General features: G+C 40.0%; 25 protein-coding genes and 1 other annotated feature. All 25 genes read left to right on the plus strand.

The genetic code is table 11. The features are described from left to right. The first annotated feature begins 1 nt into the window (after window position 1). The 25 genes from NSS81_RS12795 (at window position 2) to rpsS (ending at window position 23,076) form a co-directional block, all read left to right on the plus strand. On the plus strand, window positions 2-427 hold the full coding sequence (locus tag NSS81_RS12795) for a Mini-ribonuclease 3 (RefSeq protein ID WP_342433845.1): 426 nt from the start codon (window positions 2-4) through the stop codon (window positions 425-427). Continuing rightward, complete coding sequence (gene rlmB / locus NSS81_RS12800; RefSeq protein WP_342433846.1) at window positions 424-1,167, plus strand: 23S rRNA (guanosine(2251)-2'-O)-methyltransferase RlmB; 744 nt, start codon at window positions 424-426, stop codon at window positions 1,165-1,167. The genes NSS81_RS12795 and rlmB overlap by 4 nt, the downstream gene beginning before the upstream one ends. A 1-nt stretch (window position 1,168) precedes the next feature. Then, the gene (locus tag NSS81_RS12805) at window positions 1,169-1,678 is read left to right on the plus strand and encodes an NYN domain-containing protein (protein WP_342433847.1); all 510 of its coding nucleotides are present in this window, start codon (window positions 1,169-1,171) and stop codon (window positions 1,676-1,678) included. Between the two features lie 70 nt (window positions 1,679-1,748). After that, window positions 1,749-2,399, plus strand: coding sequence for an RNA polymerase sporulation sigma factor SigH (gene sigH / locus NSS81_RS12810; RefSeq protein WP_342433848.1), 651 nt, complete (start codon window positions 1,749-1,751; stop codon window positions 2,397-2,399). A 113-nt stretch (window positions 2,400-2,512) separates the two neighbouring features. Then, window positions 2,513-2,659 carry a 50S ribosomal protein L33 gene (rpmG, locus tag NSS81_RS12815; protein WP_342433849.1) on the plus strand — a complete coding sequence of 49 codons (147 nt, stop codon included), beginning with the start codon at window positions 2,513-2,515 and terminating at the stop codon, window positions 2,657-2,659. 48 nt (window positions 2,660-2,707) lie between these two features. After that, window positions 2,708-2,890 carry a preprotein translocase subunit SecE gene (secE, locus tag NSS81_RS12820; protein WP_342433850.1) on the plus strand — a complete coding sequence of 61 codons (183 nt, stop codon included), beginning with the start codon at window positions 2,708-2,710 and terminating at the stop codon, window positions 2,888-2,890. A 385-nt stretch (window positions 2,891-3,275) separates the two neighbouring features. Next, on the plus strand, window positions 3,276-3,809 hold the full coding sequence (nusG, locus tag NSS81_RS12825) for a transcription termination/antitermination protein NusG (RefSeq protein WP_342433851.1): 534 nt from the start codon (window positions 3,276-3,278) through the stop codon (window positions 3,807-3,809). Window positions 3,810-3,981: 172 nt separating this feature from the next. Beyond that, the gene (gene rplK, locus NSS81_RS12830) at window positions 3,982-4,407 is read left to right on the plus strand and encodes a 50S ribosomal protein L11 (protein ID WP_007085303.1); all 426 of its coding nucleotides are present in this window, start codon (window positions 3,982-3,984) and stop codon (window positions 4,405-4,407) included. Between the two features lie 121 nt (window positions 4,408-4,528). Further along, window positions 4,529-5,227, plus strand: a complete 699-nt coding sequence (rplA, locus tag NSS81_RS12835; protein ID WP_342433852.1) for a 50S ribosomal protein L1 — start codon at window positions 4,529-4,531, stop codon at window positions 5,225-5,227. A 51-nt stretch (window positions 5,228-5,278) separates the two neighbouring features. Beyond that, window positions 5,279-5,424: a sequence feature (ribosomal protein L10 leader region), on the plus strand. A gap of 33 nt (window positions 5,425-5,457) precedes the next feature. Next, window positions 5,458-5,958, plus strand: coding sequence for a 50S ribosomal protein L10 (gene rplJ, locus NSS81_RS12840; RefSeq protein WP_342433853.1), 501 nt, complete (start codon window positions 5,458-5,460; stop codon window positions 5,956-5,958). 101 nt (window positions 5,959-6,059) lie between these two features. Further along, window positions 6,060-6,419 carry a 50S ribosomal protein L7/L12 gene (rplL, locus tag NSS81_RS12845; RefSeq protein WP_342433854.1) on the plus strand — a complete coding sequence of 120 codons (360 nt, stop codon included), beginning with the start codon at window positions 6,060-6,062 and terminating at the stop codon, window positions 6,417-6,419. A 98-nt stretch (window positions 6,420-6,517) separates the two neighbouring features. After that, window positions 6,518-7,117 (plus strand): class I SAM-dependent methyltransferase, encoded by a 600-nt coding sequence (locus NSS81_RS12850; protein ID WP_342433855.1) that lies wholly within the window; start codon window positions 6,518-6,520, stop codon window positions 7,115-7,117. Between the two features lie 261 nt (window positions 7,118-7,378). Next, window positions 7,379-10,939, plus strand: coding sequence for a DNA-directed RNA polymerase subunit beta (gene rpoB, locus NSS81_RS12855; protein WP_342433856.1), 3,561 nt, complete (start codon window positions 7,379-7,381; stop codon window positions 10,937-10,939). A gap of 162 nt (window positions 10,940-11,101) precedes the next feature. Further along, window positions 11,102-14,701, plus strand: a complete 3,600-nt coding sequence (gene rpoC, locus NSS81_RS12860; protein ID WP_342433857.1) for a DNA-directed RNA polymerase subunit beta' — start codon at window positions 11,102-11,104, stop codon at window positions 14,699-14,701. A 167-nt stretch (window positions 14,702-14,868) separates the two neighbouring features. After that, window positions 14,869-15,117, plus strand: coding sequence for a 50S ribosomal protein L7ae-like protein (locus NSS81_RS12865; RefSeq protein WP_342434014.1), 249 nt, complete (start codon window positions 14,869-14,871; stop codon window positions 15,115-15,117). Window positions 15,118-15,220: 103 nt separating this feature from the next. Then, window positions 15,221-15,643: a 30S ribosomal protein S12 gene (gene rpsL, locus NSS81_RS12870; RefSeq protein ID WP_342433858.1), complete on the plus strand. Its 423-nt coding sequence runs from the start codon at window positions 15,221-15,223 to the stop codon at window positions 15,641-15,643. A 39-nt stretch (window positions 15,644-15,682) separates the two neighbouring features. Then, window positions 15,683-16,153 (plus strand): 30S ribosomal protein S7, encoded by a 471-nt coding sequence (rpsG, locus tag NSS81_RS12875; protein WP_342433859.1) that lies wholly within the window; start codon window positions 15,683-15,685, stop codon window positions 16,151-16,153. 27 nt (window positions 16,154-16,180) lie between these two features. Further along, window positions 16,181-18,259, plus strand: coding sequence for an elongation factor G (fusA, locus tag NSS81_RS12880; protein ID WP_342433860.1), 2,079 nt, complete (start codon window positions 16,181-16,183; stop codon window positions 18,257-18,259). Between the two features lie 125 nt (window positions 18,260-18,384). Then, on the plus strand, window positions 18,385-19,572 hold the full coding sequence (gene tuf / locus NSS81_RS12885; protein ID WP_342433861.1) for an elongation factor Tu: 1,188 nt from the start codon (window positions 18,385-18,387) through the stop codon (window positions 19,570-19,572). 394 nt (window positions 19,573-19,966) lie between these two features. Then, window positions 19,967-20,275 (plus strand): 30S ribosomal protein S10, encoded by a 309-nt coding sequence (gene rpsJ, locus NSS81_RS12890; RefSeq protein ID WP_342433862.1) that lies wholly within the window; start codon window positions 19,967-19,969, stop codon window positions 20,273-20,275. A 38-nt stretch (window positions 20,276-20,313) separates the two neighbouring features. After that, window positions 20,314-20,940 (plus strand): 50S ribosomal protein L3, encoded by a 627-nt coding sequence (gene rplC, locus NSS81_RS12895; RefSeq protein WP_342433863.1) that lies wholly within the window; start codon window positions 20,314-20,316, stop codon window positions 20,938-20,940. A gap of 29 nt (window positions 20,941-20,969) precedes the next feature. After that, window positions 20,970-21,593, plus strand: a complete 624-nt coding sequence (gene rplD, locus NSS81_RS12900; protein WP_342433864.1) for a 50S ribosomal protein L4 — start codon at window positions 20,970-20,972, stop codon at window positions 21,591-21,593. Beyond that, the gene (gene rplW, locus NSS81_RS12905) at window positions 21,593-21,877 is read left to right on the plus strand and encodes a 50S ribosomal protein L23 (protein ID WP_342433865.1); all 285 of its coding nucleotides are present in this window, start codon (window positions 21,593-21,595) and stop codon (window positions 21,875-21,877) included. The genes rplD and rplW overlap by 1 nt, the downstream gene beginning before the upstream one ends. 29 nt (window positions 21,878-21,906) lie before the next feature. After that, the gene (rplB, locus tag NSS81_RS12910; protein ID WP_342433866.1) at window positions 21,907-22,737 is read left to right on the plus strand and encodes a 50S ribosomal protein L2; all 831 of its coding nucleotides are present in this window, start codon (window positions 21,907-21,909) and stop codon (window positions 22,735-22,737) included. Between the two features lie 60 nt (window positions 22,738-22,797). Further along, window positions 22,798-23,076, plus strand: coding sequence for a 30S ribosomal protein S19 (rpsS, locus tag NSS81_RS12915; protein WP_090767623.1), 279 nt, complete (start codon window positions 22,798-22,800; stop codon window positions 23,074-23,076). Window positions 23,077-23,089 lie beyond the last annotated feature (13 nt).

Below are 23,089 nucleotides of genomic sequence, written 5' to 3' on the forward strand. Positions count from 1 at the left end.
CATGCTTGAATATCAAGAAAATGTTGATGCAAAACAGTTGAATAGCCTGGCACTTGCCTATGTAGGTGACGCCATATACGAGGTATATGTTCGGCGTCACCTCATCCAAAGCGGAAAAGTAAAGCCCAATCAATTGCATCGTGAGGGGACAGCTTACGTTTCTGCTAAGGCTCAATGTAAGGTATTGTTTAGGATAATAGATGAAAAGCTACTCACAGAGGAAGAGCAGGCTGTAGTGATGAGAGGAAGAAATGCAAAATCGGGAACTGTCCCAAAAAATACAGATGTGCAAACTTATCACTATAGCACGGCTTTTGAAGCATTAATGGGTTATTTGTTTTTATCAGGAAAAAAGGAACGGTTAGAAGAGCTTATCTTAAAGGCTTTTTCATTTGTTGAAGAAAAGAAAGGAGGTACAGCAGAATGAGTGAGGAATACGTCGTTGGAAAAAATCCAGTTATTGAAGCATTAAAGTCTGAACGGGATATCAATAAAATACTAATTGCGGAATCTTCCCAGCGGGGACAAATGCAACAGATTATACAATTAGCAAAAGAAGCAAATGTGATTGTTCAATACGTACCAAAGAAGAAGATTGATCAACTGGCGGAAGAAAACCATCAAGGCGTGCTTGCCTATGTAGCAGCCTATCAATATGCAGAAATAGATGATTTGTTTACTGCAGCAGAAAAGAAAAACGAACCCCCATTTTTTCTCTTATTAGATGAAATTGAGGATCCGCACAATCTTGGTTCCATTATGAGGACAGCGGATGCTGTCGGAGCACACGGTATTATTATTCCTAAACGAAGAGCGGTCGGCTTAACGGCAACGGTAGCAAAAGCATCAACGGGTGCAATAGAATATATTCCAGTAGTAAGAGTAACCAATATGGCAAGAACGATTGACGAGTTAAAAGAACGCGGGGTTTGGATTGCTGGAACAGATGCAGCGGGAAAAGCAGATTACCGTCAATTTGACGGTACGATGCCGCTTGGCCTTGTGATCGGCAGCGAAGGGAAAGGGATGGGTCGGCTTATTAAGGAGAAATGTGATTTTCTAATTAATTTGCCGATGGCTGGTAAGGTAACATCATTAAATGCATCTGTTGCCGCAGCACTGTTAATGTATGAGGTATACCGTAAAAGACATCCGCTAGAGGGATAGTATGGATATTCTGCTTGTTGACGGATATAACATCATTGGTACTTGGCCTGAACTTAAATCATTAAAGGATCATGACTTGCCAGCAGCAAGAGATCGTTTAGTGGAAAGAATGGCAGAGTACCAAGCGTATTGGGGATACAGAGTGATTGTTGTATTTGACGCCCAATATGTACAAGGTACAGAAAAAAAGTTTAAAGACCATAAGGTGGAAGTTATTTTTACAAAAAAGAATGAAACAGCAGACGAGCGGATTGAAAAGTTAGCCATTAGCTTAAATAATCGAAAGACACAAATCCATGTGGCAACCTCTGATTATACAGAGCAGTGGGCTATCTTTGGACAAGGAGCCTTGAGAAAGTCCGCCCGTGAGCTGTTGATTGAAATGTCCACGGTTGAAAAGAGAATCGAAAAAAACGTAAAAAAGATCCAAGAAAAGAAACCAGCCTCCAAAATACCAATTAGTGATGAAATGGCAGAAATTTTTGAAAAGTGGCGCAGGGGACAGAAGTAAGCGTTGACGTGACAAATTTCACTGCTGTATACTATTAATATCTATGCTTGTTCGGTGGAGGGGGATCTTAGTGAGTACAGACTTCGGGATAAAAATCAACGAACAATTTTTCAAGATGGAAGACGAAGAGATTGTTGATCTTGTGCATCAAGGAAATACTGAGGCGTTAGATTATTTAATTCACAAATATCGAAATTTCGTACGTGCAAAAGCAAGATCCTACTTTTTAATTGGAGCGGATAAAGAAGATATTGTTCAGGAGGGGATGATTGGTTTATATAAGGCCATTCGTGATTTCCGTGAGGACAAGCTGACATCTTTTAAAGCGTTTGCAGAATTATGTATTACCCGCCAAATCATTACTGCGATTAAAACAGCAACAAGACAGAAACATATTCCTTTAAATTCCTATGTATCATTAGATAAGCCAATCTATGATGAAGAGTCGGACAGGACTTTGATGGATGTTTTGTCAGGTGCAAAGGTTCTAGACCCGGAAGAGTTAATCATTAACCAAGAGGAATTCGATCATATTGAAGTTAAAATGACTGAATTGCTAAGTGATTTGGAGAGAAAGGTATTAGCTTTGTATTTAGATGGACAATCCTATCAAGAAATCTCAGAGGAATTAAATCGTCATGTGAAGTCCATTGATAATGCCCTGCAACGGGTTAAAAGGAAACTGGAGCGATATTTAGAAATTCGGGAGTTCAGTTTGTAAAAATTATATTGTGATATTTATATGAATCCATTCTTAACGGTTATTGACATTATATAGGTGTCATGTTATCTTTTTAAAGATATAATAGATGGAATTTAAAGGTGCCGAATTAAATGAATAAAAAGACTATTCTTGCGTGTATTGAATGCGGATCAAGGAATTATACGACAGAGAGCAGCAAAACACAGTCAGAACGCTTAGAGTTAAAAAAGTTTTGTAAAACTTGCAATTCACACACCATCCACCGAGAAACAAAGTAATTATTTATTCTATTAGCAATGTTATTCCCATAGTTGGAGGTTACAAAAATGCAACGCATAAAGAAATTCTTCAGTGATGTTTTCCGCGAGATGAGAAAGGTTAGTTGGCCTAAACGCAAGGAACTAACGCGTTCTACAATTACTGTTTTATCTACAGTTGTCTTTTTTACAGTATTTTTTGCTGTTATTGATTTAGGACTTTCAGAATTGATTCGTTATATTCTTGAATAACAAAGGTCTTTTCATGGTATAATGGTGAATAATAAAAGTAATTTTATGTGAGGCCCGTTTAACGGGTTTTTTCATTTGTCTAAAAAAGTTTTAATTATTGCTGTTAAGGTAATTTTTGATTTTGAGAACTATGTTGATTGGAGCATAAGGCACGAGACTCCTCGAAAATGCTATCGCATTTTCTTCGTGCGTGGGCAAATTCAAGGATGCTAATCAATGTCCTGCGGGAGTAGGGGCTGGGGAGACCCCACAGGCGCAAAGCGCCGAGGAGGCTCCCCGGCACGCCCGCGGAAAGCGAAGTGCCTGGAGCTCCAAACAACATACAAAGTTAAAATAACCTTCTTATAGTAAAAAAAGGGGAGGGATGGACGCTTAGTCCTCTTGAATGGAAAAAAATTGGTATGTATTACATACTTACTCAGGTTATGAGAATAAGGTAAAAGCAAATTTAGAAAAGCGCGTTGAGTCAATGGGAATGACAGATAAGATTTTTCGTGTAATTGTTCCTGAAGAAGAAGAAACAGAAATAAAGAATGGTAAAACAAAAGTTGTAAAACGCAAAGTGTTCCCAGGTTATGTGTTAGTTGAAATCGTAATGACGGATGATTCGTGGTATGTGGTTAGAAATACTCCTGGTGTAACAGGTTTCATTGGTTCATCTGGGGGAGGTTCAAAGCCTACACCATTGCTACCAGAAGAAGTAGCGGTGATTCTTAAAAGAATGGGCGTTGAAGAAAAACGCTACGATGTTAATTATGAAATTGGTGAAACCGTTCGGGTTAAAGAAGGTCCATTTATGAACTTCACAGGTAGTGTAGAAGAGATGGATAAAGACAAAGCCAAGCTTAAGGTGCTAGTAAATATGTTCGGTCGGGATACCCCGGTGGAGCTCGACTTTTCACAGATAGAAAAATTATAATGTAAAAAAACTTGAAATTAATTTTTAAAAGTGGTAATATTTCATAGGTCAGTATGTCTCATTCGATGAGATAAAAATATTGTTAAGTCTTTATCTTTATATAAAGACATTTGCCTGAGTGGGAGGGGTAAAACCCTATTACCACATCACGGACTTTAAGGAGGTGTGTCTCGTGGCTAAAAAAGTAATTAAAGTTGTTAAATTGCAAATCCCTGCTGGTAAAGCTAACCCAGCGCCGCCAGTTGGACCAGCACTAGGTCAAGCCGGTGTTAATATCATGGGATTCTGTAAAGAATTTAACGCTCGTACAGCGGATCAAGCTGGTTTAATTATTCCTGTTGAAATCACGGTTTTTGAAGACCGTTCATTTACATTTATTACAAAAACTCCTCCTGCTGCAGTTCTTTTGAAAGTAGCAGCTGGAATTCAGTCTGGTTCTGGTGAACCAAACCGTAATAAAGTAGCAACAGTTAAGCGTGATACAGTACGCGAGATTGCGGAACAGAAAATGCCTGACCTTAACGCTGCAAGCGTTGAAGCAGCAATGCGGATGGTTGAAGGTACTGCTCGCAGTATGGGTATTGTTATCGAAGACTAATCCGTATAATCACGGTTAGTTGTGTTGAAGGGGGTTGCGTTATCGCGCAACCTTTATTCGTGGGAGGTAATTCCGCTAAAAAGGTTATTCCGTTAAAACCACAATCAAGGAGGAAATAAAAATGGCTAAAAAAGGTAAGAAGTATTTAGAAGCTGCAAAGCTAGTAGATCGCACTAAAGCTTACCCAATTGCAGATGCAATTGAACTTGCAAAGAAAACAAACTTTGCTAAATTTGATGCAACTTTAGAAGCTGCGTTCCGTTTAGGTGTTGACCCTAAGAAAGCTGACCAACAAATTCGTGGTGCGGTTGTACTTCCGAATGGAACTGGTAAAACACAACGTGTTTTAGTATTTGCAAAGGGTGAAAAAGTTAAAGAAGCTGAAGCAGCTGGCGCTGATTATGTGGGCGATGCAGAATACATTAACAAAATCCAACAAGGTTGGTTTGAATTTGATGTAATCGTTGCTACCCCTGATATGATGGGTGAAGTTGGTAAGCTTGGTCGTACATTAGGACCAAAAGGCTTAATGCCAAATCCTAAGACAGGTACAGTTACATTTGATGTAACAAAAGCTGTTAACGAAATTAAAGCTGGTAAAGTTGAATACCGTGTTGACAAAGCTGGAAATATCCACGTGCCAATCGGTAAAGCATCTTTCGATAACGAGAAGCTTATTGAAAACTTCAACACAGTATTTGAAACAATGGTAAAGGTTAAGCCTTCTGCTGCTAAAGGAACATACATGAAGAACGTAACAGTTACTTCAACAATGGGCCCTGGAGTAAAGGTTGATCCATCATCTGTTTCTGCGAAATAATTTCCAATTGACAATATAGGTTATATTTTATATAATTCTATTTGTTGTTTTAAATAATAAACATTTGTACTGTAGACAGCAGGTGCCATTATGGCTTAATTTCCTGCCGAGGTAATGCGATAGAATATGCTGAATCATTTTGGCTGTTGTATGCACCTCCATGTCTCGTTTGGATATGGAGGTTTTTATTTGCCAGGTATAAATGTAGATAATCTACAGGAGGTGTAAAGATGAGCAGTGTAATCGATCAAAAGATTCAAATCGTTGACGAAATTACTACTAAATTCAAAGCTAGTAAATCAACAATCGTTGTTGATTATCGCGGACTTACTGTTGGTGAAGTTACAGAACTTCGTAAGCAGCTTCGTGAAGCTGGTATTGACTTTAAGGTTTACAAAAACTCTATGACTCGCCGTGCGGCTGATGCTGCTGAGCTTTCAGGTTTAAATGAAGCATTAACTGGTCCAAATGCAATTGCATTCAGTAACGATGATGTAGTAGCACCAGCTAAAATTCTTAACGACTTTGCGAAAAAGCATGAAGCACTTGAACTTAAAGCAGGTGTAATTGAAGGAAATATCGCATCAGTTGAAGATATTAAAGCTCTTGCTGAACTACCTTCACGCGAAGGCTTGCTTTCAATGTTACTCAGCGTACTACAAGCTCCAATTCGCAATCTTGCTCTTGTTACAAAGGCAGTTGCAGAACAAAAAGAAGAACAAGGCGCGTAAGTTGAGAAAGGCTGAAGCAACCGTTTAACTACTGGAAGCTGAAGTTGGACTATTGAAGCGTTAAACTAATAAATGGAACGAAAACTAAGGAGGAAAATAAAATGACTAAAGAACAAATCATTGAAGCAGTTAAAACTATGACTGTTTTAGAACTTAACGATCTAGTAAAAGCAATCGAAGAAGAATTCGGCGTAACTGCTGCTGCTCCTGTAGCAATGGGTGGCGCTGCAGTTGCTGCTGTTGAAGAGCAAACTGAATTTGATGTTATCCTAGCTGGCGCTGGAGACCAAAAGATTAAAGTTATCAAAGTTGTACGTGAAATCACAGGTCTTGGTCTTAAAGAAGCGAAAGAAGTTGTTGATAACGCACCAAAAGCAATTAAAGAAGGCGTTTCTAAAGAAGAAGCTGAAGAAATTAAAGCTAAGCTTTCTGATGTTGGAGCTAACGTTGAAGTTAAGTAATAACCTAATAGAAAAGCTCGCTGTATAAGCGGGCTTTTTTTGGCTTAATTAAATTCCTCGATTACCTCAAAAATTTACTCTCCTCGGAGGTGAGTCAGTTGTCTGAACACTACTATTCTCGATCGCAGAAGGTTGAAAGTAATCCGAAATTTTGGGACTTCACCCTTCGTAATATACTCTTTCGCTTTAAAACCGATAACGGTGTTTTTTCGAAAAGAGAAGTAGATTTTGGCTCACGTTTATTGATTGAAGCTTTTGAATTGCCAGAGACGGCGGGGTCTATATTAGATGTAGGCTGTGGTTATGGTCCAATTGGGCTTTCGATAGCTAAGGATTTCCCTAATCGCATTGTACACATGATCGATATAAACGAAAGAGCGATCGAGCTAGCAAGAGGTAACGCTAGTCAAAATCAGATTAACAATGTTGAAATCTATGAAAGTGACCGTTTGTTAAATGTGAAAGAAACCCGTTTTGCAGCCGTTTTGACAAATCCGCCTATTAGAGCTGGGAAAAAGACAGTCCATGAAATTTTTGAACAAAGCTATGAGCATCTGGCTACTGACGGCGAACTATGGGTAGTTATCCAAAAAAAGCAAGGTGCACCATCAGCTATAGAAAAGTTGCAAGAGCTATTTTCCACTGTTGAGACTGTAGACAAGTCTAAAGGATATTTCATAATTAAAGCAAAAAAATAAGTTGACTCCAAAAAGTCACTATGTTAGCATTATAAAATGCCATCATAATATTTTCCGAATTATTCCTATAAATACATAGATTTCTGGTATATAAATGGACTATTACGGAAATGATGACAAAATAATAGCTAAAATGTGAAATTGTGGTTTTTAAGATATAAAAACCCTTTTTCTTTTTTTGTCTGATGAAGGATGTTATTTTTTCTTTCTAAAGACGTAAATAGAGTTTTATTATAACGCTTGATTTGAGGGGTGAATCAGTTGACAGGTCAACTAGTTCAGTATGGACGACACCGCCAACGTAGGAGTTACGCACGAATCAGTGAAGTTTTAGAGTTACCAAATCTTATTGAAATCCAAACCTCTTCGTATCAATGGTTTCTTGATGAGGGATTACGTGAAATGTTCCAGGATATTTCGCCAATTGAGGATTTTACAGGTAACCTATCACTAGAATTTATTGATTACAGCCTTGGCGAACCAAAATATTCTGTTGAAGAGTCAAAAGAGCGGGACGTTACATATTCAGCGCCTTTGCGTGTTAAAGTGCGTCTTGTAAACAAAGAAACAGGCGAAGTAAAAGATCAAGATGTTTTTATGGGCGATTTTCCACTTATGACGGAAACAGGTACGTTTGTCATTAACGGGGCAGAACGTGTTATTGTTTCACAGTTAGTGCGTTCACCGAGCGTATATTATAGTGGTAAGCTTGATAAAAATGGTAAGAGAGGATTTACAGCGACTGTAATTCCGAACCGCGGCGCTTGGCTTGAATATGAAACAGACGCCAAAGATGTCGTATATGTCAGAATAGATCGTACTCGGAAACTGCCCGTTACGGTTCTTTTGCGTGCATTAGGCTTCGGTTCTGATCAGGAAATTATCGAATTGATTGGTGATAACGAGTATATTCGAAATACCCTTGAAAAGGACAACACGGAGGGTTCAGAAAAGGCGCTTCTTGAAATTTATGAACGACTGCGTCCTGGTGAACCGCCAACCGTAGAAAATGCTAAGAGTTTATTAGTATCAAGATTTTTTGATCCGAAGCGCTATGACCTTGCAAACGTAGGTCGTTATAAAATTAATAAAAAGCTTCATATTAAAAACCGTTTATTTAATCAGCGCCTAGCTGAATCTCTAGGAGATCCAGAAACAGGAGAAATTATTGCGGAAAAAGGTACTTTGCTTGATAGAAGAAATCTTGACCGAATCATTCCTGCTTTGGAAAGAAATATTAACTTTAAAGGCTTCCATCCTTCTGGCGGCGTAGTGAAAGATGAAATTACTCTTCAAGGAATTAAAATCTTTGCTCCGAATGATGATGGTGAAAAAGTAATTAATGTGTTAGGTAATGCGTATGTTGCAGAACCAATAAAGAATATTACTCCTGCGGATATCATCGCTTCCATCAGCTACTTCTTCAATTTATTGCATGGTGTAGGTGACACGGATGATATTGACCATTTAGGAAACAGACGTCTTCGTTCTGTTGGAGAATTGCTTCAAAACCAGTTCCGTATCGGTCTATCACGGATGGAGCGTGTAGTTAGAGAAAGAATGTCGATTCAAGACACAGCGACAATTACACCGCAGCAATTAATTAATATTCGTCCTGTTATTGCGTCAATCAAAGAGTTCTTTGGCAGTTCTCAATTATCACAATTTATGGACCAAACAAATCCGCTTGCTGAATTGACACACAAACGCCGTTTATCTGCGTTAGGACCTGGTGGTTTAACACGTGAACGTGCAGGATTTGAAGTGCGTGACGTTCATTATTCTCACTATGGCCGTATGTGTCCGATTGAGACGCCAGAGGGACCGAATATTGGATTGATTAACTCTCTTTCATCCTTTGCAAAGGTGAATCGGTTTGGTTTTATTGAAACACCATATCGCCGTATTGACCCTGACACTGGAAAAGTGACTAGTCGTATCGACTATTTAACAGCAGATGAAGAAGATAACTATGTTGTGGCACAGGCGAATTCTATTCTAAGTGATGATGGATCATTCGTAAATGCAGATGTAGTAGCGAGATTCCGCGGTGAAAACACTGTTGTAGATCGCAGTCGTATTGATTATATGGACGTATCACCAAAACAGGTTGTTTCTGCTGCAACTGCTTGTATCCCTTTCCTTGAAAACGATGACTCCAACCGTGCGCTTATGGGTGCGAACATGCAGCGTCAAGCTGTGCCGCTTATGCAGCCGGAAGCCCCTAGAGTTGGTACAGGTATGGAATATGTTTCTGGTAAAGACTCGGGTGCTGCTGTTATTTGTAAGCATGAGGGTATTGTTGAACATGTTGAAGCCCGTGAAGTTTGGGTCCGTCGTATTAACATTGTTGATGGGCAAGAAACCAAAGGGAACCTTGATAAATACCGCATGTTGAAATTCATTCGTTCTAACCAAGGTACATGTTATAACCAACGCCCGATTGTTGCGGTGGGTAATCATGTAACAAAAGGTGAAATCTTAGCTGATGGACCATCGATGGAATTAGGCGAATTGGCACTTGGCCGTAACGTTCTTGTTGCCTTTATGACATGGGATGGATATAACTATGAAGATGCCATCATCATGAGTGAACGTCTTGTGAAAGATGATGTGTATACATCTATTCATATAGAAGAATATGAGTCAGAATCTCGTGATACAAAGCTTGGACCAGAGGAAATCACACGTGATATTCCAAACGTAGGTGAAGATGCTCTTCGTAATTTAGATGAGCGCGGAATCATACGTACGGGTGCAGAAGTAAAAGATGGGGACCTGCTTGTTGGTAAAGTAACGCCAAAAGGGGTAACTGAACTAACTGCAGAAGAACGCTTATTACATGCAATCTTCGGTGAAAAGGCACGTGAAGTTCGCGATACTTCACTACGCGTTCCACATGGCGGTGGTGGAATTGTTCATGATGTTAAGGTCTTTAATCGTGAAGATGGTGATGAATTACCTCCAGGCGTAAATCAGCTTGTACGTGTTTATATCGTTCAGAAACGTAAGATTTCTGAGGGAGATAAGATGGCTGGACGTCATGGTAACAAAGGGGTAATCTCGCGTATATTGCCAGAAGAAGATATGCCATATATGCCTGACGGTACTCCTGTAGATATTATGTTAAACCCGTTAGGTGTTCCTTCTCGTATGAACATCGGACAGGTGCTTGAACTTCATTTAGGGATGGCAGCAAGATCATTAGGCATTCACGTTGCATCTCCAGTATTTGATGGTGCAACTGAAGAAGATGTATGGGAAACCATTGAAGAAGCAGGTATGTCCAGAGATGCTAAAACCGTGCTATATGATGGCCGTTCAGGGGAACCATTTGATAACCGTGTCTCTGTAGGTGTCATGTATATGATTAAACTTGCGCACATGGTTGATGATAAACTTCATGCTCGTTCAACAGGACCATACTCCCTTGTTACGCAGCAGCCTCTTGGCGGAAAAGCGCAATTTGGCGGACAGCGTTTTGGTGAGATGGAAGTTTGGGCACTTGAAGCATACGGTGCAGCATACACACTTCAAGAAATTCTTACAGTTAAATCAGACGATGTTATTGGTCGTGTAAAAACGTATGAAGCAATCGTTAAGGGTGAAAACGTTCCAGAACCAGGGGTTCCTGAATCGTTTAAAGTATTAATTAAAGAACTTCAGAGTCTGGGCATGGATGTAAAAATGCTGTCCAGCGATGAAAAAGAAATAGAGTTACGTGATACGGAAGATGACGATGATCTGCAGCAGGTTGATACATTGAACGTCGTTCCAGAAACAAAGAACCTGGAATCTGAAAAGGTTGGTTCGAAAGAGTAGATTTTAGATGCAGTGCACAGCCGGCGCAAAGGTTGTTAGAGAAAACTCGTAACAACCCTGGTTGTAAGCCTAGGCGTGGCTGAGCAGTGCACTCTCTTTATTGTGTTTCTAGCTGCAGCTCAAAAAGGGTAAAACCTGGATATTAAAAGGGAGGTAGGCCCCTTGCTGGATGTTAATAATTTTGAGTATATGAAGATTGGTCTTGCATCACCGGATAAAATCCGTTCGTGGTCGTTTGGAGAAGTAAAAAAGCCTGAAACGATTAATTATCGTACATTAAAGCCTGAAAAGGATGGTTTATTCTGTGAGAGAATTTTTGGTCCAACAAAGGACTGGGAATGTCACTGCGGAAAATATAAACGTGTAAGATACAAGGGCGTTGTTTGTGATCGATGTGGCGTTGAGGTAACGCGTGCGAAAGTTCGCCGCGAACGTATGGGTCATATTGAGCTTGCTGCCCCGGTTTCGCATATTTGGTACTTTAAAGGAATTCCAAGTCGAATGGGACTAGTTTTAGATATGTCACCGCGAGCTTTGGAGGAAATTATTTACTTTGCGTCCTATGTAGTAACGGAATCCGGTGATACTGCCCTTGATAGAAAACAACTCTTATCTGAAAAAGAATATCGGGCATATCGGGAAAAGTACGGAACTAAGTTCCAAGCTGCCATGGGTGCTGAAGCAATTAAAAAGCTTCTTTCAGATATCGATCTAAACAAGGAAGTTGAAGCGCTAAAGGAAGAATTAAAAACGGCACAAGGACAGCGTCGTACACGTGCAATTAAGCGCCTTGAGGTTTTAGAGGCATTCCGCGGTTCTGGAAATGAACCATCGTGGATGGTTCTTGATGTGCTTCCTGTAATTCCGCCGGAACTTCGTCCAATGGTTCAATTGGATGGCGGAAGATTTGCAACTTCTGACTTAAACGATCTTTACCGCCGTGTGATTAACCGGAACAACCGCTTAAAGCGTTTATTAGATCTTGGAGCACCTAGCATAATTGTACAAAACGAGAAGCGGATGCTGCAAGAAGCAGTAGATGCACTGATTGATAATGGGCGCCGCGGCCGACCGGTAACGGGACCAGGTAACCGTCCGTTAAAATCACTTTCACATATGTTAAAAGGTAAACAAGGACGTTTCCGTCAAAACCTGCTCGGTAAACGCGTTGATTACTCTGGCCGTTCAGTAATCGTCGTTGGTCCAAATTTAAAAATGTATCAATGTGGTCTTCCAAAGGAAATGGCTCTTGAACTATTTAAGCCATTTGTAATGAAAGAGCTAGTTGAAAAAGGTTTAGCGCATAATATTAAATCTGCAAAACGAAAGATCGAAAGAGTATCTCCAGATGTCTGGGATGTACTTGAAGATGTCATTCGTGAGCATCCAGTTCTATTAAACCGTGCCCCAACGTTACACAGACTAGGGATTCAGGCGTTTGAACCGACCCTCGTTGAAGGAAGGGCAATCCGTCTTCATCCACTTGTATGTACAGCATACAACGCGGACTTTGATGGTGACCAAATGGCGGTTCACGTACCGCTTTCGTCAGAAGCACAAGCAGAAGCAAGACTTTTAATGTTGGCAGCTCAAAATATTTTGAACCCTAAAGATGGAAAACCTGTTGTTACACCTTCTCAGGATATGGTGCTAGGTAACTACTACCTAACACTTGAGAGAGAAGGCGCTATTGGCGAGGGTATGGTCTTTAAGGATACAAATGAAGCATTAATTGCCTATCAAAATGGCTATGTCCATCTGCATACGCGTGTGGCTGTCTACGCTGGCTCACTTGATAACGAAACATTGACTGAAGAACAAAACAAAAAGCTGCTAATTACAACTGTTGGTAAACTTGTGTTTAATGAAATTCTTCCGAAGTCTTTTCCGTATATCAATGAACCGACTAGACACAACCTTGAAGTCGAAACACCTGAAAAGTATTTCGTTGAAAAAGGTGAAGATGTCTTAGCAAGAATTAAAGAAATGCCATTGATTGATCCATTCAAGAAGAAAATACTTGGAAACATCATCGCAGAGGTATTTAAAAGATTTAAAATTACAGAAACATCTAAAATGCTAGATCGCATGAAGGACCTAGGATTTAAATATTCTACAAAAGCTGGTATCACTGTTGGTGTGGCCGACATCGTAGTACTTGAAGAAAAACAAGTAATTCTAGATGAAGGTCAAAATAAAGTGGATAACGTCATGAAACAATTTAGACGTGGTTTAATTACTGAAGAAGAGCGTTATGACAGAGTTATCGCTATTTGGAGTCAAGCAAAAGATACTATTCAAGGAAAACTAATGAAGTCCCTGAATAAATCCAATCCAATTTTTATGATGAGTGATTCAGGTGCCCGTGGTAACGCATCTAACTTTACTCAGCTTGCGGGTATGCGTGGTCTGATGGCTAACCCGGCAGGACGGATTATCGAATTACCAATCAAATCAAGTTTCCGTGAAGGCTTAACAGTTTTAGAGTACTTTATTTCCACGCATGGTGCCCGTAAAGGTCTTGCGGATACGGCTCTAAAAACGGCTGACTCTGGTTACTTAACACGTCGACTGGTTGATGTTGCACAAGATGTAATTGTACGTGATGATGATTGTGGAACAGATCGCGGTTTACTAATCAAATCCCTAAAGGATGGCACTGAAGTAATTGAATCATTAGAGGAGCGTTTAATCGGACGATATGCACGAAATGCGATTAAACATCCAGATACAAACAAAGTAATAGTACCTGAAAATGGTCTTATTACAGAAGAGCTGGCAGAAACGATTGTTGGCTCAGGAATTGAAGAAGTAAAAATACGCTCAGCGTTTACATGTAATACTCGTCATGGAGTATGTAAAAAATGTTATGGACGTAACTTAGCTACTGGTCAAGAGGTTGAAGTTGGAGAAGCGGTAGGTATTATTGCTGCCCAATCAATCGGTGAACCAGGAACACAGTTAACCATGCGTACTTTCCATACCGGTGGAGTTGCAGGTGACGATATTACTCAAGGTCTTCCGCGTATTCAGGAAATCTTTGAGGCACGTAATCCTAAAGGGGTTGCTGTTATTTCAGAAATCGATGGTGTTGTGGTAGGTATTAATGAGGGCAAAGATCGCCAACACGAGATTGTGGTCCAAGGTGAAGTTGAGTCCCGGACGTATAATGCTCCATATACAGCTCGAGTAAAAGTAGCAGTAAACGACAAAATAGAACGCGGTCAAGAATTAACCGAGGGTTCTATTGACCCTAAAGAATTAATTAAGGTAAAAGATGTTAATGCTGTTCAAGAATATTTATTACGTGAGGTTCAAAAGGTTTATCGTATGCAGGGTGTTGAAATTGGTGATAAGCACGTTGAAGTAATGGTTCGTCAAATGCTTCGTAAGGTTCGTGTTGTAGATGCGGGCGAAACAAATGTACTTCCTGGTACACTGCTTGACATCCACCAATTTACAGATGCAAACGAAAAAGCTTTATTAAGCGGGAAACTACCTGCTACTGGACGTCCGGTATTACTTGGAATTACAAAAGCATCACTAGAAACAGATTCATTCTTATCCGCTGCGTCCTTCCAAGAAACAACAAGAGTTCTTACAGATGCTGCTATAAAAGGTAAACGTGATGAATTACTAGGATTGAAAGAAAATGTTATCATCGGTAAACTTGTACCAGCAGGAACAGGAATGCCTCGCTATCGCAAAGCAGAGCCTGTTTTACGAGATACAACTTCCGAAGAAACAGTAACAATCGATTAAATTAACTTTGATTTGCGGTATTTGCTCCTAGAGCAGGTACCGCATTTTAAAGGAATATCTATAAACATATTTTAAATTTTTTTATTTACTATTGTTGACATCTCTTTTAGAAGATGGTAACATATCAAAGGTGCTCCTATTCACCTGTTACTTTGGAGGATATGGAAATGTCTTATGAAAAAGTATTACAGGCACAAAAGATTATTATAGGAACAAAACGCACAGTCAAAGCATTAAAAGACGGCTATGTCCGGGAGTTGATCGTTGCCAACGATGCTGAGCCCAAAGTTACAGCATTGGTTGTTAATCAAGCCCATGAAATGGAAGTTCCAATTATTTATGTTGACTCAATGAAAAAACTTGGGAAAGCATGCGGAATAGAAGTTAGTGCCTCAGCTGTTGCAATTATCCGTTAAAAACTGTTTTTGTAGATAGATTAGTCTGCAAAGACTTTGTTTTTGCACAAAAAAGAACCACCTGGATGTGTGGACTTACAAATATGAAGGGAGGAAAAACAAAATGCCTACTATTAACCAATTGGTGCGCAAGCCTCGTCAATCAAAAGAGGAGAAGTCAAAATCTCCAGCATTAAATAAAGGTTACAACAGCTTTAAAAAATCACAAACAAATGTAACTTCACCACAAAAACGCGGTGTATGTACTCGTGTTGGTACAATGACACCTAAGAAGCCTAACTCAGCGTTGCGTAAATATGCACGTGTACGTTTGACTAACGGTATTGAGGTGACTGCGTATATTCCTGGAATCGGACACAATCTTCAAGAACACAGTGTTGTTCTTATCCGTGGAGGACGTGTAAAGGATTTACCTGGAGTACGTTATCACATCGTACGTGGAGCTCTTGATACGGCTGGAGTAAACAACCGTATGCAATCACGTTCAAAATATGGTACTAAGAGACCAAAAGCACCTAAGAAATAATACAAACTATAAGCAGCTTTCTTGAAAGGAGGAAATTTTATGCCACGTAAAGGTCCTGTAGCAAAAAGAGATGTATTACCAGATCCATTATACAATTCTAAGCTAATTACTCGTCTAATCAACAAAATGATGGTTGACGGTAAAAGAGGTAAATCACAAGCAATACTTTATTCTGCATTTGAAACGATTCGTGAGCGTTCGGGTAAAGAACCAATGGAAGTTTTCGAAGCAGCGCTTAAAAATATCATGCCTGTATTAGAGGTAAAAGCACGCCGTGTTGGTGGAGCAAACTACCAAGTACCAATTGAGGTGCGTCCTGATCGTAGAACAACACTTGGTCTTCGTTGGTTAGTTAACTATGCGCGTCTTCGCGGTGAAAAAACAATGGAAGAGCGTTTAGCTAATGAAATCATGGATGCAGCAAATAGTACTGGCGCATCTGTTAAGAAACGTGAAGATACACACAAAATGGCAGAAGCAAACAAAGCGTTTGCTCACTATCGTTGGTAATTTTAACCTAGGAAGGGGAAAGACCCAATGGCAAGAGAGTTCTCCTTAAAAAATACTCGTAATATCGGTATCATGGCACATATTGATGCCGGTAAAACAACAACCACTGAGCGTGTCCTTTATTACACTGGTCGTATTCATAAGATTGGTGAAACGCATGAAGGTGCATCTCAGATGGACTGGATGGAGCAGGAACAAGAGCGTGGAATCACAATCACTTCTGCTGCAACAACTGCACAATGGCACGGCCACCGTGTAAACATCATTGACACACCGGGACACGTAGACTTCACAATCGAAGTTGAACGTTCACTTCGTGTTCTTGATGGCGCGGTAGCTGTACTTGATGCACAATCTGGTGTTGAGCCTCAAACTGAAACAGTTTGGCGTCAAGCAACAACTTATGGTGTACCACGTGTAGTATTTGTTAACAAAATGGATAAAATCGGTGCAGACTTCTTGTATTCAGTTGGAACTATCCATGATCGTTTACAAGCAAATGCTCATCCAATTCAGTTACCAATTGGTGCTGAGGATCAATTCCATGCAATCATTGACCTAGTTGAAATGAATGCAGTTTTCTACGCAGATGACTTAGGTGAGAATATCGAGGTTCGTGAAATTCCTGAAGAACATCGTGAACTAGCTGAAGAATACCGCGAGAAATTAGTTGAAGCAGTTGCAGAACTTGATGAAGAGTTAATGGAAAAATACCTTAACGGTGAGGAAATCACTAAAGAAGAGCTGAAAGCTGGCATTCGTAAAGGTACTGTTAATGTTGAATTCTACCCTGTTATCTGTGGATCAGCATTCAAAAACAAAGGTGTTCAATTAATGCTTGATGCTGTAGTTGACTATCTCCCATCTCCGTTAGATGTACCTGCAATCAAAGGTACACTACCTGATTCAGATGAAGAAGTTTTGCGTCATTCAGATGATGATGAGCCATTCTCAGCGCTAGCGTTTAAAGTTATGACGGACCCTTATGTTGGTAAATTAACATTCTTCCGTGTATACTCTGGAACCTTAGACGCTGGATCATATGTCCAAAACTCTACAAAAGGCAAACGTGAGCGTGTTGGACGTATTCTACAAATGCATGCGAATAGCCGTCAGGAAATCGCTAAGGTTTACTCCGGTGACATTGCTGCTGCTGTAGGATTGAAAGATACAACAACTGGTGATACTCTATGTGATGATAAGAACCTTGTTATCTTAGAGTCAATGGTATTCCCTGAACCAGTAATTCAACTTTCAGTTGAACCAAAATCTAAAGCAGACCAAGATAAAATGAGTACTGCTTTACAAAAACTGCAAGAGGAAGATCCTTCTTTCCGTGCACATACAGATGTTGAAACTGGTCAAACAATCATCGCTGGTATGGGTGAACTTCACCTGGATATCCTCGTTGATCGTATGCGCCGTGAATTTAAGGTTGAAGCTAATGTAGGTGCACCACAGGTTGCGTATCGTGAAACTTTCCGTTCTTCTGCATCAGTTGAAGGTAAGTTCGCTCGTCAATCTGGTGGACGCGGACAATATGGTCACGTTTGGATTGAATTCTCACCTAATGATGAAGGTAAGGGCTTCGAATTTATTAATGGTATTGTTGGTGGTGTTGTTCCTCGTGAATACATCCCAGCTGTTCAAGCAGGTCTTATTGATTCGCTTGATAGAGGTGTTCTTGCTGGTTATCCTTTAGTTGATATTAAAGCAAAATTATTTGATGGATCATACCATGATGTTGACTCATCTGAAATGGCATTTAAAATTGCTGCTTCAATGGCTCTTAAAAACGCTGCTTCTAAATGTAGCCCTGTAATTCTTGAACCTGTCATGAAGGTTGAAGTTATTATTCCAGAGGAATACTTAGGAGATATCATGGGACAAGTTACTGCTCGTCGCGGACGCGTTGAAGGTATGGACGCACGCGGTAATGCACAGGTTGTTCGTGCGATGGTTCCACTTTCAGAAATGTTTGGTTATGCTACATCACTTCGTTCAAGTACGCAAGGTCGCGGAGTATTCTCTATGACCTTTGATCACTATGAAGAAGTTCCAAAATCAATTTCTGAAGAAATTATCAAAAAAAGTAAAGGTGAATAATTGATTTTCGCCTTTCTATAAAGTATAACTACTTATGAATACGTGGAAGCTGTGATATGGGACAAACCATTACACGGCTTCCACACGAAATACTTAATTTTTCTAATTTAAAGGAGGATTTCCTAATGGGTAAAGCAAAATTCGACCGTTCAAAGCCACACGTAAATATTGGTACAGTTGGTCACGTTGACCATGGTAAAACAACTCTAACTGCTGCAATCACTAACGTTCTTGCAAAAGCAGGCGGCGGAGAAGCACGCGGATATGATCAAATTGATAATGCACCAGAGGAAAAAGAACGTGGAATCACAATCAGTACTTCTCACGTAGAGTATGAAACGGCTACACGTCACTACGCTCATGTTGACTGCCCAGGACACGCTGACTATGTTAAAAACATGATCACAGGTGCAGCACAAATGGATGGTGGTATTCTTGTTGTATCTGCAACAGACGGCCCAATGCCACAAACTCGTGAGCACATTCTTTTATCTCGTCAAGTAGGTGTTCCATACCTTGTTGTATTCATGAACAAGTGTGACATGGTAGACGACGAAGAATTACTTGAATTAGTAGAAATGGAAATTCGTGATCTATTAACTGAATATGAATTCCCTGGCGATGACACTCCAGTTATCAAAGGTTCTGCTCTTAAAGCATTAGAAGGAGAAGCAGAATGGGAAGAAAAAGTTATCGAACTAATGAACGCTGTTGATGAGTATATCCCAACACCAGCTCGTGACACTGAAAAGCCGTTCATGATGCCTGTTGAGGATGTTTTCTCAATCACTGGCCGTGGAACAGTTGCTACTGGACGTGTTGAGCGTGGAGTAGTTAAAGTTGGTGACATAGTTGAGATCGTTGGTATGACTGAAGAGCCAAAATCTACTACAGTTACTGGTGTTGAAATGTTCCGTAAGCTTCTTGATTATGCAGAAGCTGGCGACAACATTGGAGCTCTTCTACGTGGTGTTGCACGTGAAGAAATCGAGCGTGGACAAGTTTTGGCTAAGCCTAAAACAATCACTCCACACACAAAATTCAAAGCTGAAGTTTATGTTTTATCAAAAGAAGAAGGTGGACGTCATACTCCATTCTTCACTAACTACCGTCCACAATTCTATTTCCGTACTTCTGATATTACTGGTATTTGTAATCTTCCAGAAGGCGTAGAAATGGTAATGCCTGGCGATAACATCGAAATGACTGTTGAACTTATCGCTCCAATCGCTATCGAAGAAGGTACAAAGTTCTCTATCCGTGAGGGTGGACGTACTGTAGGCGCTGGCGTCGTTGCTACAATTACTGAATAATTACTACTTTTAAAAGCAGATGGATGACGATCCATCTGCTTTTTTTTGCCCATTGCTCCAATCAACTGCAAAGTAACCAAAACACAAAGATTCTAGTTTCTTCTATAAAATATTGAACTCTGAATTAGGATATTTCTGGAGATTGATATTTCCTATTGTAATTGAGTGATAAGGTCTATATAATAGGAAAAGTGCTCAAAACATAAACAAAAAGAAAAATGTAATAGGTGTTGCGTTTCTTTTAGGTTTTATGTATAATAGACAATGTTGGTCTTTGACTGCGATGAAGTGGAAGGTTGCTGACACACCCGGCCGCTTTGCCATGGCGAGTGTGTGGGAAATTTTCACTGAGTAATGTCTATTTTAAAAATAGGCGATAAAAGGAGGGAAAATAATGGCAAAACAAAAGATTCGTATCCGTTTAAAAGCTTATGATCACAGGATTCTAGATCAATCAGCTGAAAAGATTGTTGAAACAGCAAAACGTTCAGGTGCATCTGTATCTGGTCCGATTCCGCTTCCTACTGAAAAAACTATTTATACGGTTCTTCGTGCGGTTCATAAGTACAAAGATTCACGTGAACAGTTTGAACAGCGGACACATAAGCGTCTAATCGACATCGTTAATCCAACTCCACAAACAGTTGATGCGTTGATGCGTTTAGATTTACCATCTGGTGTTGATATCGAAATTAAACTTTAATAACAATAAATAACAATTATCTAGGAGGTGTGACTTAAATGACCAAAGGAATCTTAGGAAGAAAGATTGGTATGACTCAAGTATTTGCAGAGAATGGTAACTTAATTCCTGTAACTGTTGTTGAGGCTGCTGCGAACGTAGTACTACAAAAGAAGACTGTTGAGAGTGACGGATATGTTGCTGTTCAAGTTGGTTTTGAAGACAAACGTGAAAAGTTAGCTAATAAACCTGAAAAGGGACATGTTTCAAAAGCAAATACTACTCCTAAGCGCTTCTTACGCGAATTCCGCGGAGATGACTTAGCAGGGTATGAAGTTGGTCAAGAAGTCAAAGTTGATATTTTCGCTGCAGGCGATGTAGTAGATGTAACAGGAATCTCAAAGGGTAAAGGTTTCCAGGGTGTAATTAAGCGCCACGGACAATCTCGCGGACCAATGGCACACGGATCTCGTTATCACCGTCGTCCAGGTTCAATGGGTCCTGTAGCTCCAAACCGTGTATTCAAAGGTAAATTATTACCAGGCCGCATGGGTGGAGAACAAATAACAGTTCAAAATCTAGAAATCATTAAAGTTGATGTAGAACGTAATTTACTTTTAATAAAAGGTAACGTTCCTGGACCAAGAAAAGGATTATTAAAGGTCAAAGGTGCGGTTAAAGCGTAACATCTTCATAAGAAAGGAGGAACAAAAGAATGCCTAAAGTTTCATTATTTAACCAAGGCGGTTCACAAGTTGGTGAAATCGAACTTAATGAATCAGTATTTGGTATCGAGCCTAACCAACACGTATTATTTGAAGCGATCGTAATGCAAAGAGCTTCTTTACGTCAAGGAACTCATAAAGTTAAAGTTCGTTCTGAAGTACGCGGTGGCGGACGCAAACCATGGCGTCAAAAAGGAACTGGTCGTGCTCGTCAAGGATCAATCCGTTCTCCACAATGGCGCGGAGGTGGTATTGTTTTCGGACCGACACCACGCAGCTATTCTTACAAATTACCGAAAAAAGTACGTCGCTTAGCGATTAAATCTGCACTTTCAACTAAAGTGTTAGAAGAAAAAATGTTAGTGTTAGAAAGCCTTGCTTTCGATGCGCCAAAAACAAAAGATTTCAAAGCAGTATTAGGTGGCCTTTCTGTTGAGAAAAAAGCACTTATTGTAACTGCTGACCTAGATGAAAATGTAGCACTTTCTGCTCGTAATATTCCTGGTGTAACAGTTGTAACAGCTGATGGAATCAATGTATTGGATGTTGTAAATCATGATAAGTTAATCATGACGAAAGCTGCAGTTGAAAAAGTAGAGGAGGTGCTTGCATAATGGATGCACGCGATATCATTAAGCGCCCCGTTATCACTGAACGTTCTACTGACCTAATGGCAGAAAAGAAATATACATTTGAAGTTGATGTTAGAGCTAATAAAACTCAAGTTAAAGATGCTGTTAAAGAGATCTTCGGCGTTGAAGTTGAGAAAGTTAACATCATGAACTACAAAGGTAAATTCAAACGCATGGGTAAATTCGGTGGTTACACAAACAAACGTCGTAAGGCAATTGTAAAATTAACAGCTAATAGCAAAGAAATCGAATTCTTTGAAGCTTAAGAAGCTAACAAGAAGAGGAGGGAAATAAAATGGCGATTAAAAAGTACAAACCTACCTCCAATGGTCGTCGCGGTATGACTACGTCTGATTTCGCTGAAATCACAACTAGCACACCTGAAAAATCTCTTTTAGCTCCGTTAAAGAGAAAAGGTGGCCGTAATAACCAAGGTAAGTTAACTGTTCGTCATCAAGGTGGCGGCCATAAGCGTCAATATCGTTTAATCGATTTTAAACGTACTAAAGATGGCATTCCAGGACGCGTTGCTACGATCGAATACGATCCAAACCGTTCTGCAAACATAGCGTTAATCAACTATGTAGATGGAGAAAAGCGTTATATCATTGCTCCTAAAAATCTACAAGTTGGAATGGAAGTTATGTCTGGCCCTGAAGCGGATATTAAAGTAGGAAATGCACTTCCATTGGTAAATATTCCAGTAGGTACTGTGGTACACAATATTGAATTAAAACCTGGAAAAGGCGGACAACTAGTACGTTCTGCTGGAACTTCTGCTCAAGTACTAGGTAAAGAAGGAAAATACGTACTTGTACGTTTAACTTCTGGTGAAGTTCGTATGATTCTTGCAGAGTGCCGTGCATCAATCGGTCAAGTAGGAAACGAACAACATGAACTTATTAATATCGGTAAAGCAGGTCGTTCGCGTTGGTTAGGTATTCGTCCAACTGTTCGTGGATCTGTTATGAACCCTAACGATCACCCACACGGTGGTGGTGAAGGACGTTCACCTATCGGTCGTAAATCTCCAATGTCACCATGGGGTAAACCAACTCTTGGTTACAAAACACGTAATAAAAAGAACAAATCCGACAAGTTTATCGTACGTCGTCGTAAAAAATAACGGGGTTGCACTACGGTTCCAAGAACGAACCGTAGCACAATCACGAAGGGAGGTCCATCCATGGGTCGCAGCTTAAAAAAAGGGCCATTTGTTGATGATCATTTAATTGTTAAGATCGAAAAGTTAAATGAAACTGAAAGTAAACAAGTTGTTAAAACTTGGTCACGTCGTTCTACGATCTTCCCACAATTTATAGGCCACACAATCGCTGTTTATGATGGTCGCAAACATGTGCCTGTATATGTTACTGAAGACATGGTAGGCCACAAGCTTGGAGAATTTGCTCCAACTCGTGCTTACAAGGGTCACGGTAATGATGATAAGAAAACAAGACGTTAAGAGAGGAGGGCAT

The organism is Neobacillus sp. FSL H8-0543, from assembly GCF_038592905.1.
Lineage (GTDB): Bacteria > Bacillota > Bacilli > Bacillales > Cytobacillaceae > Neobacillus.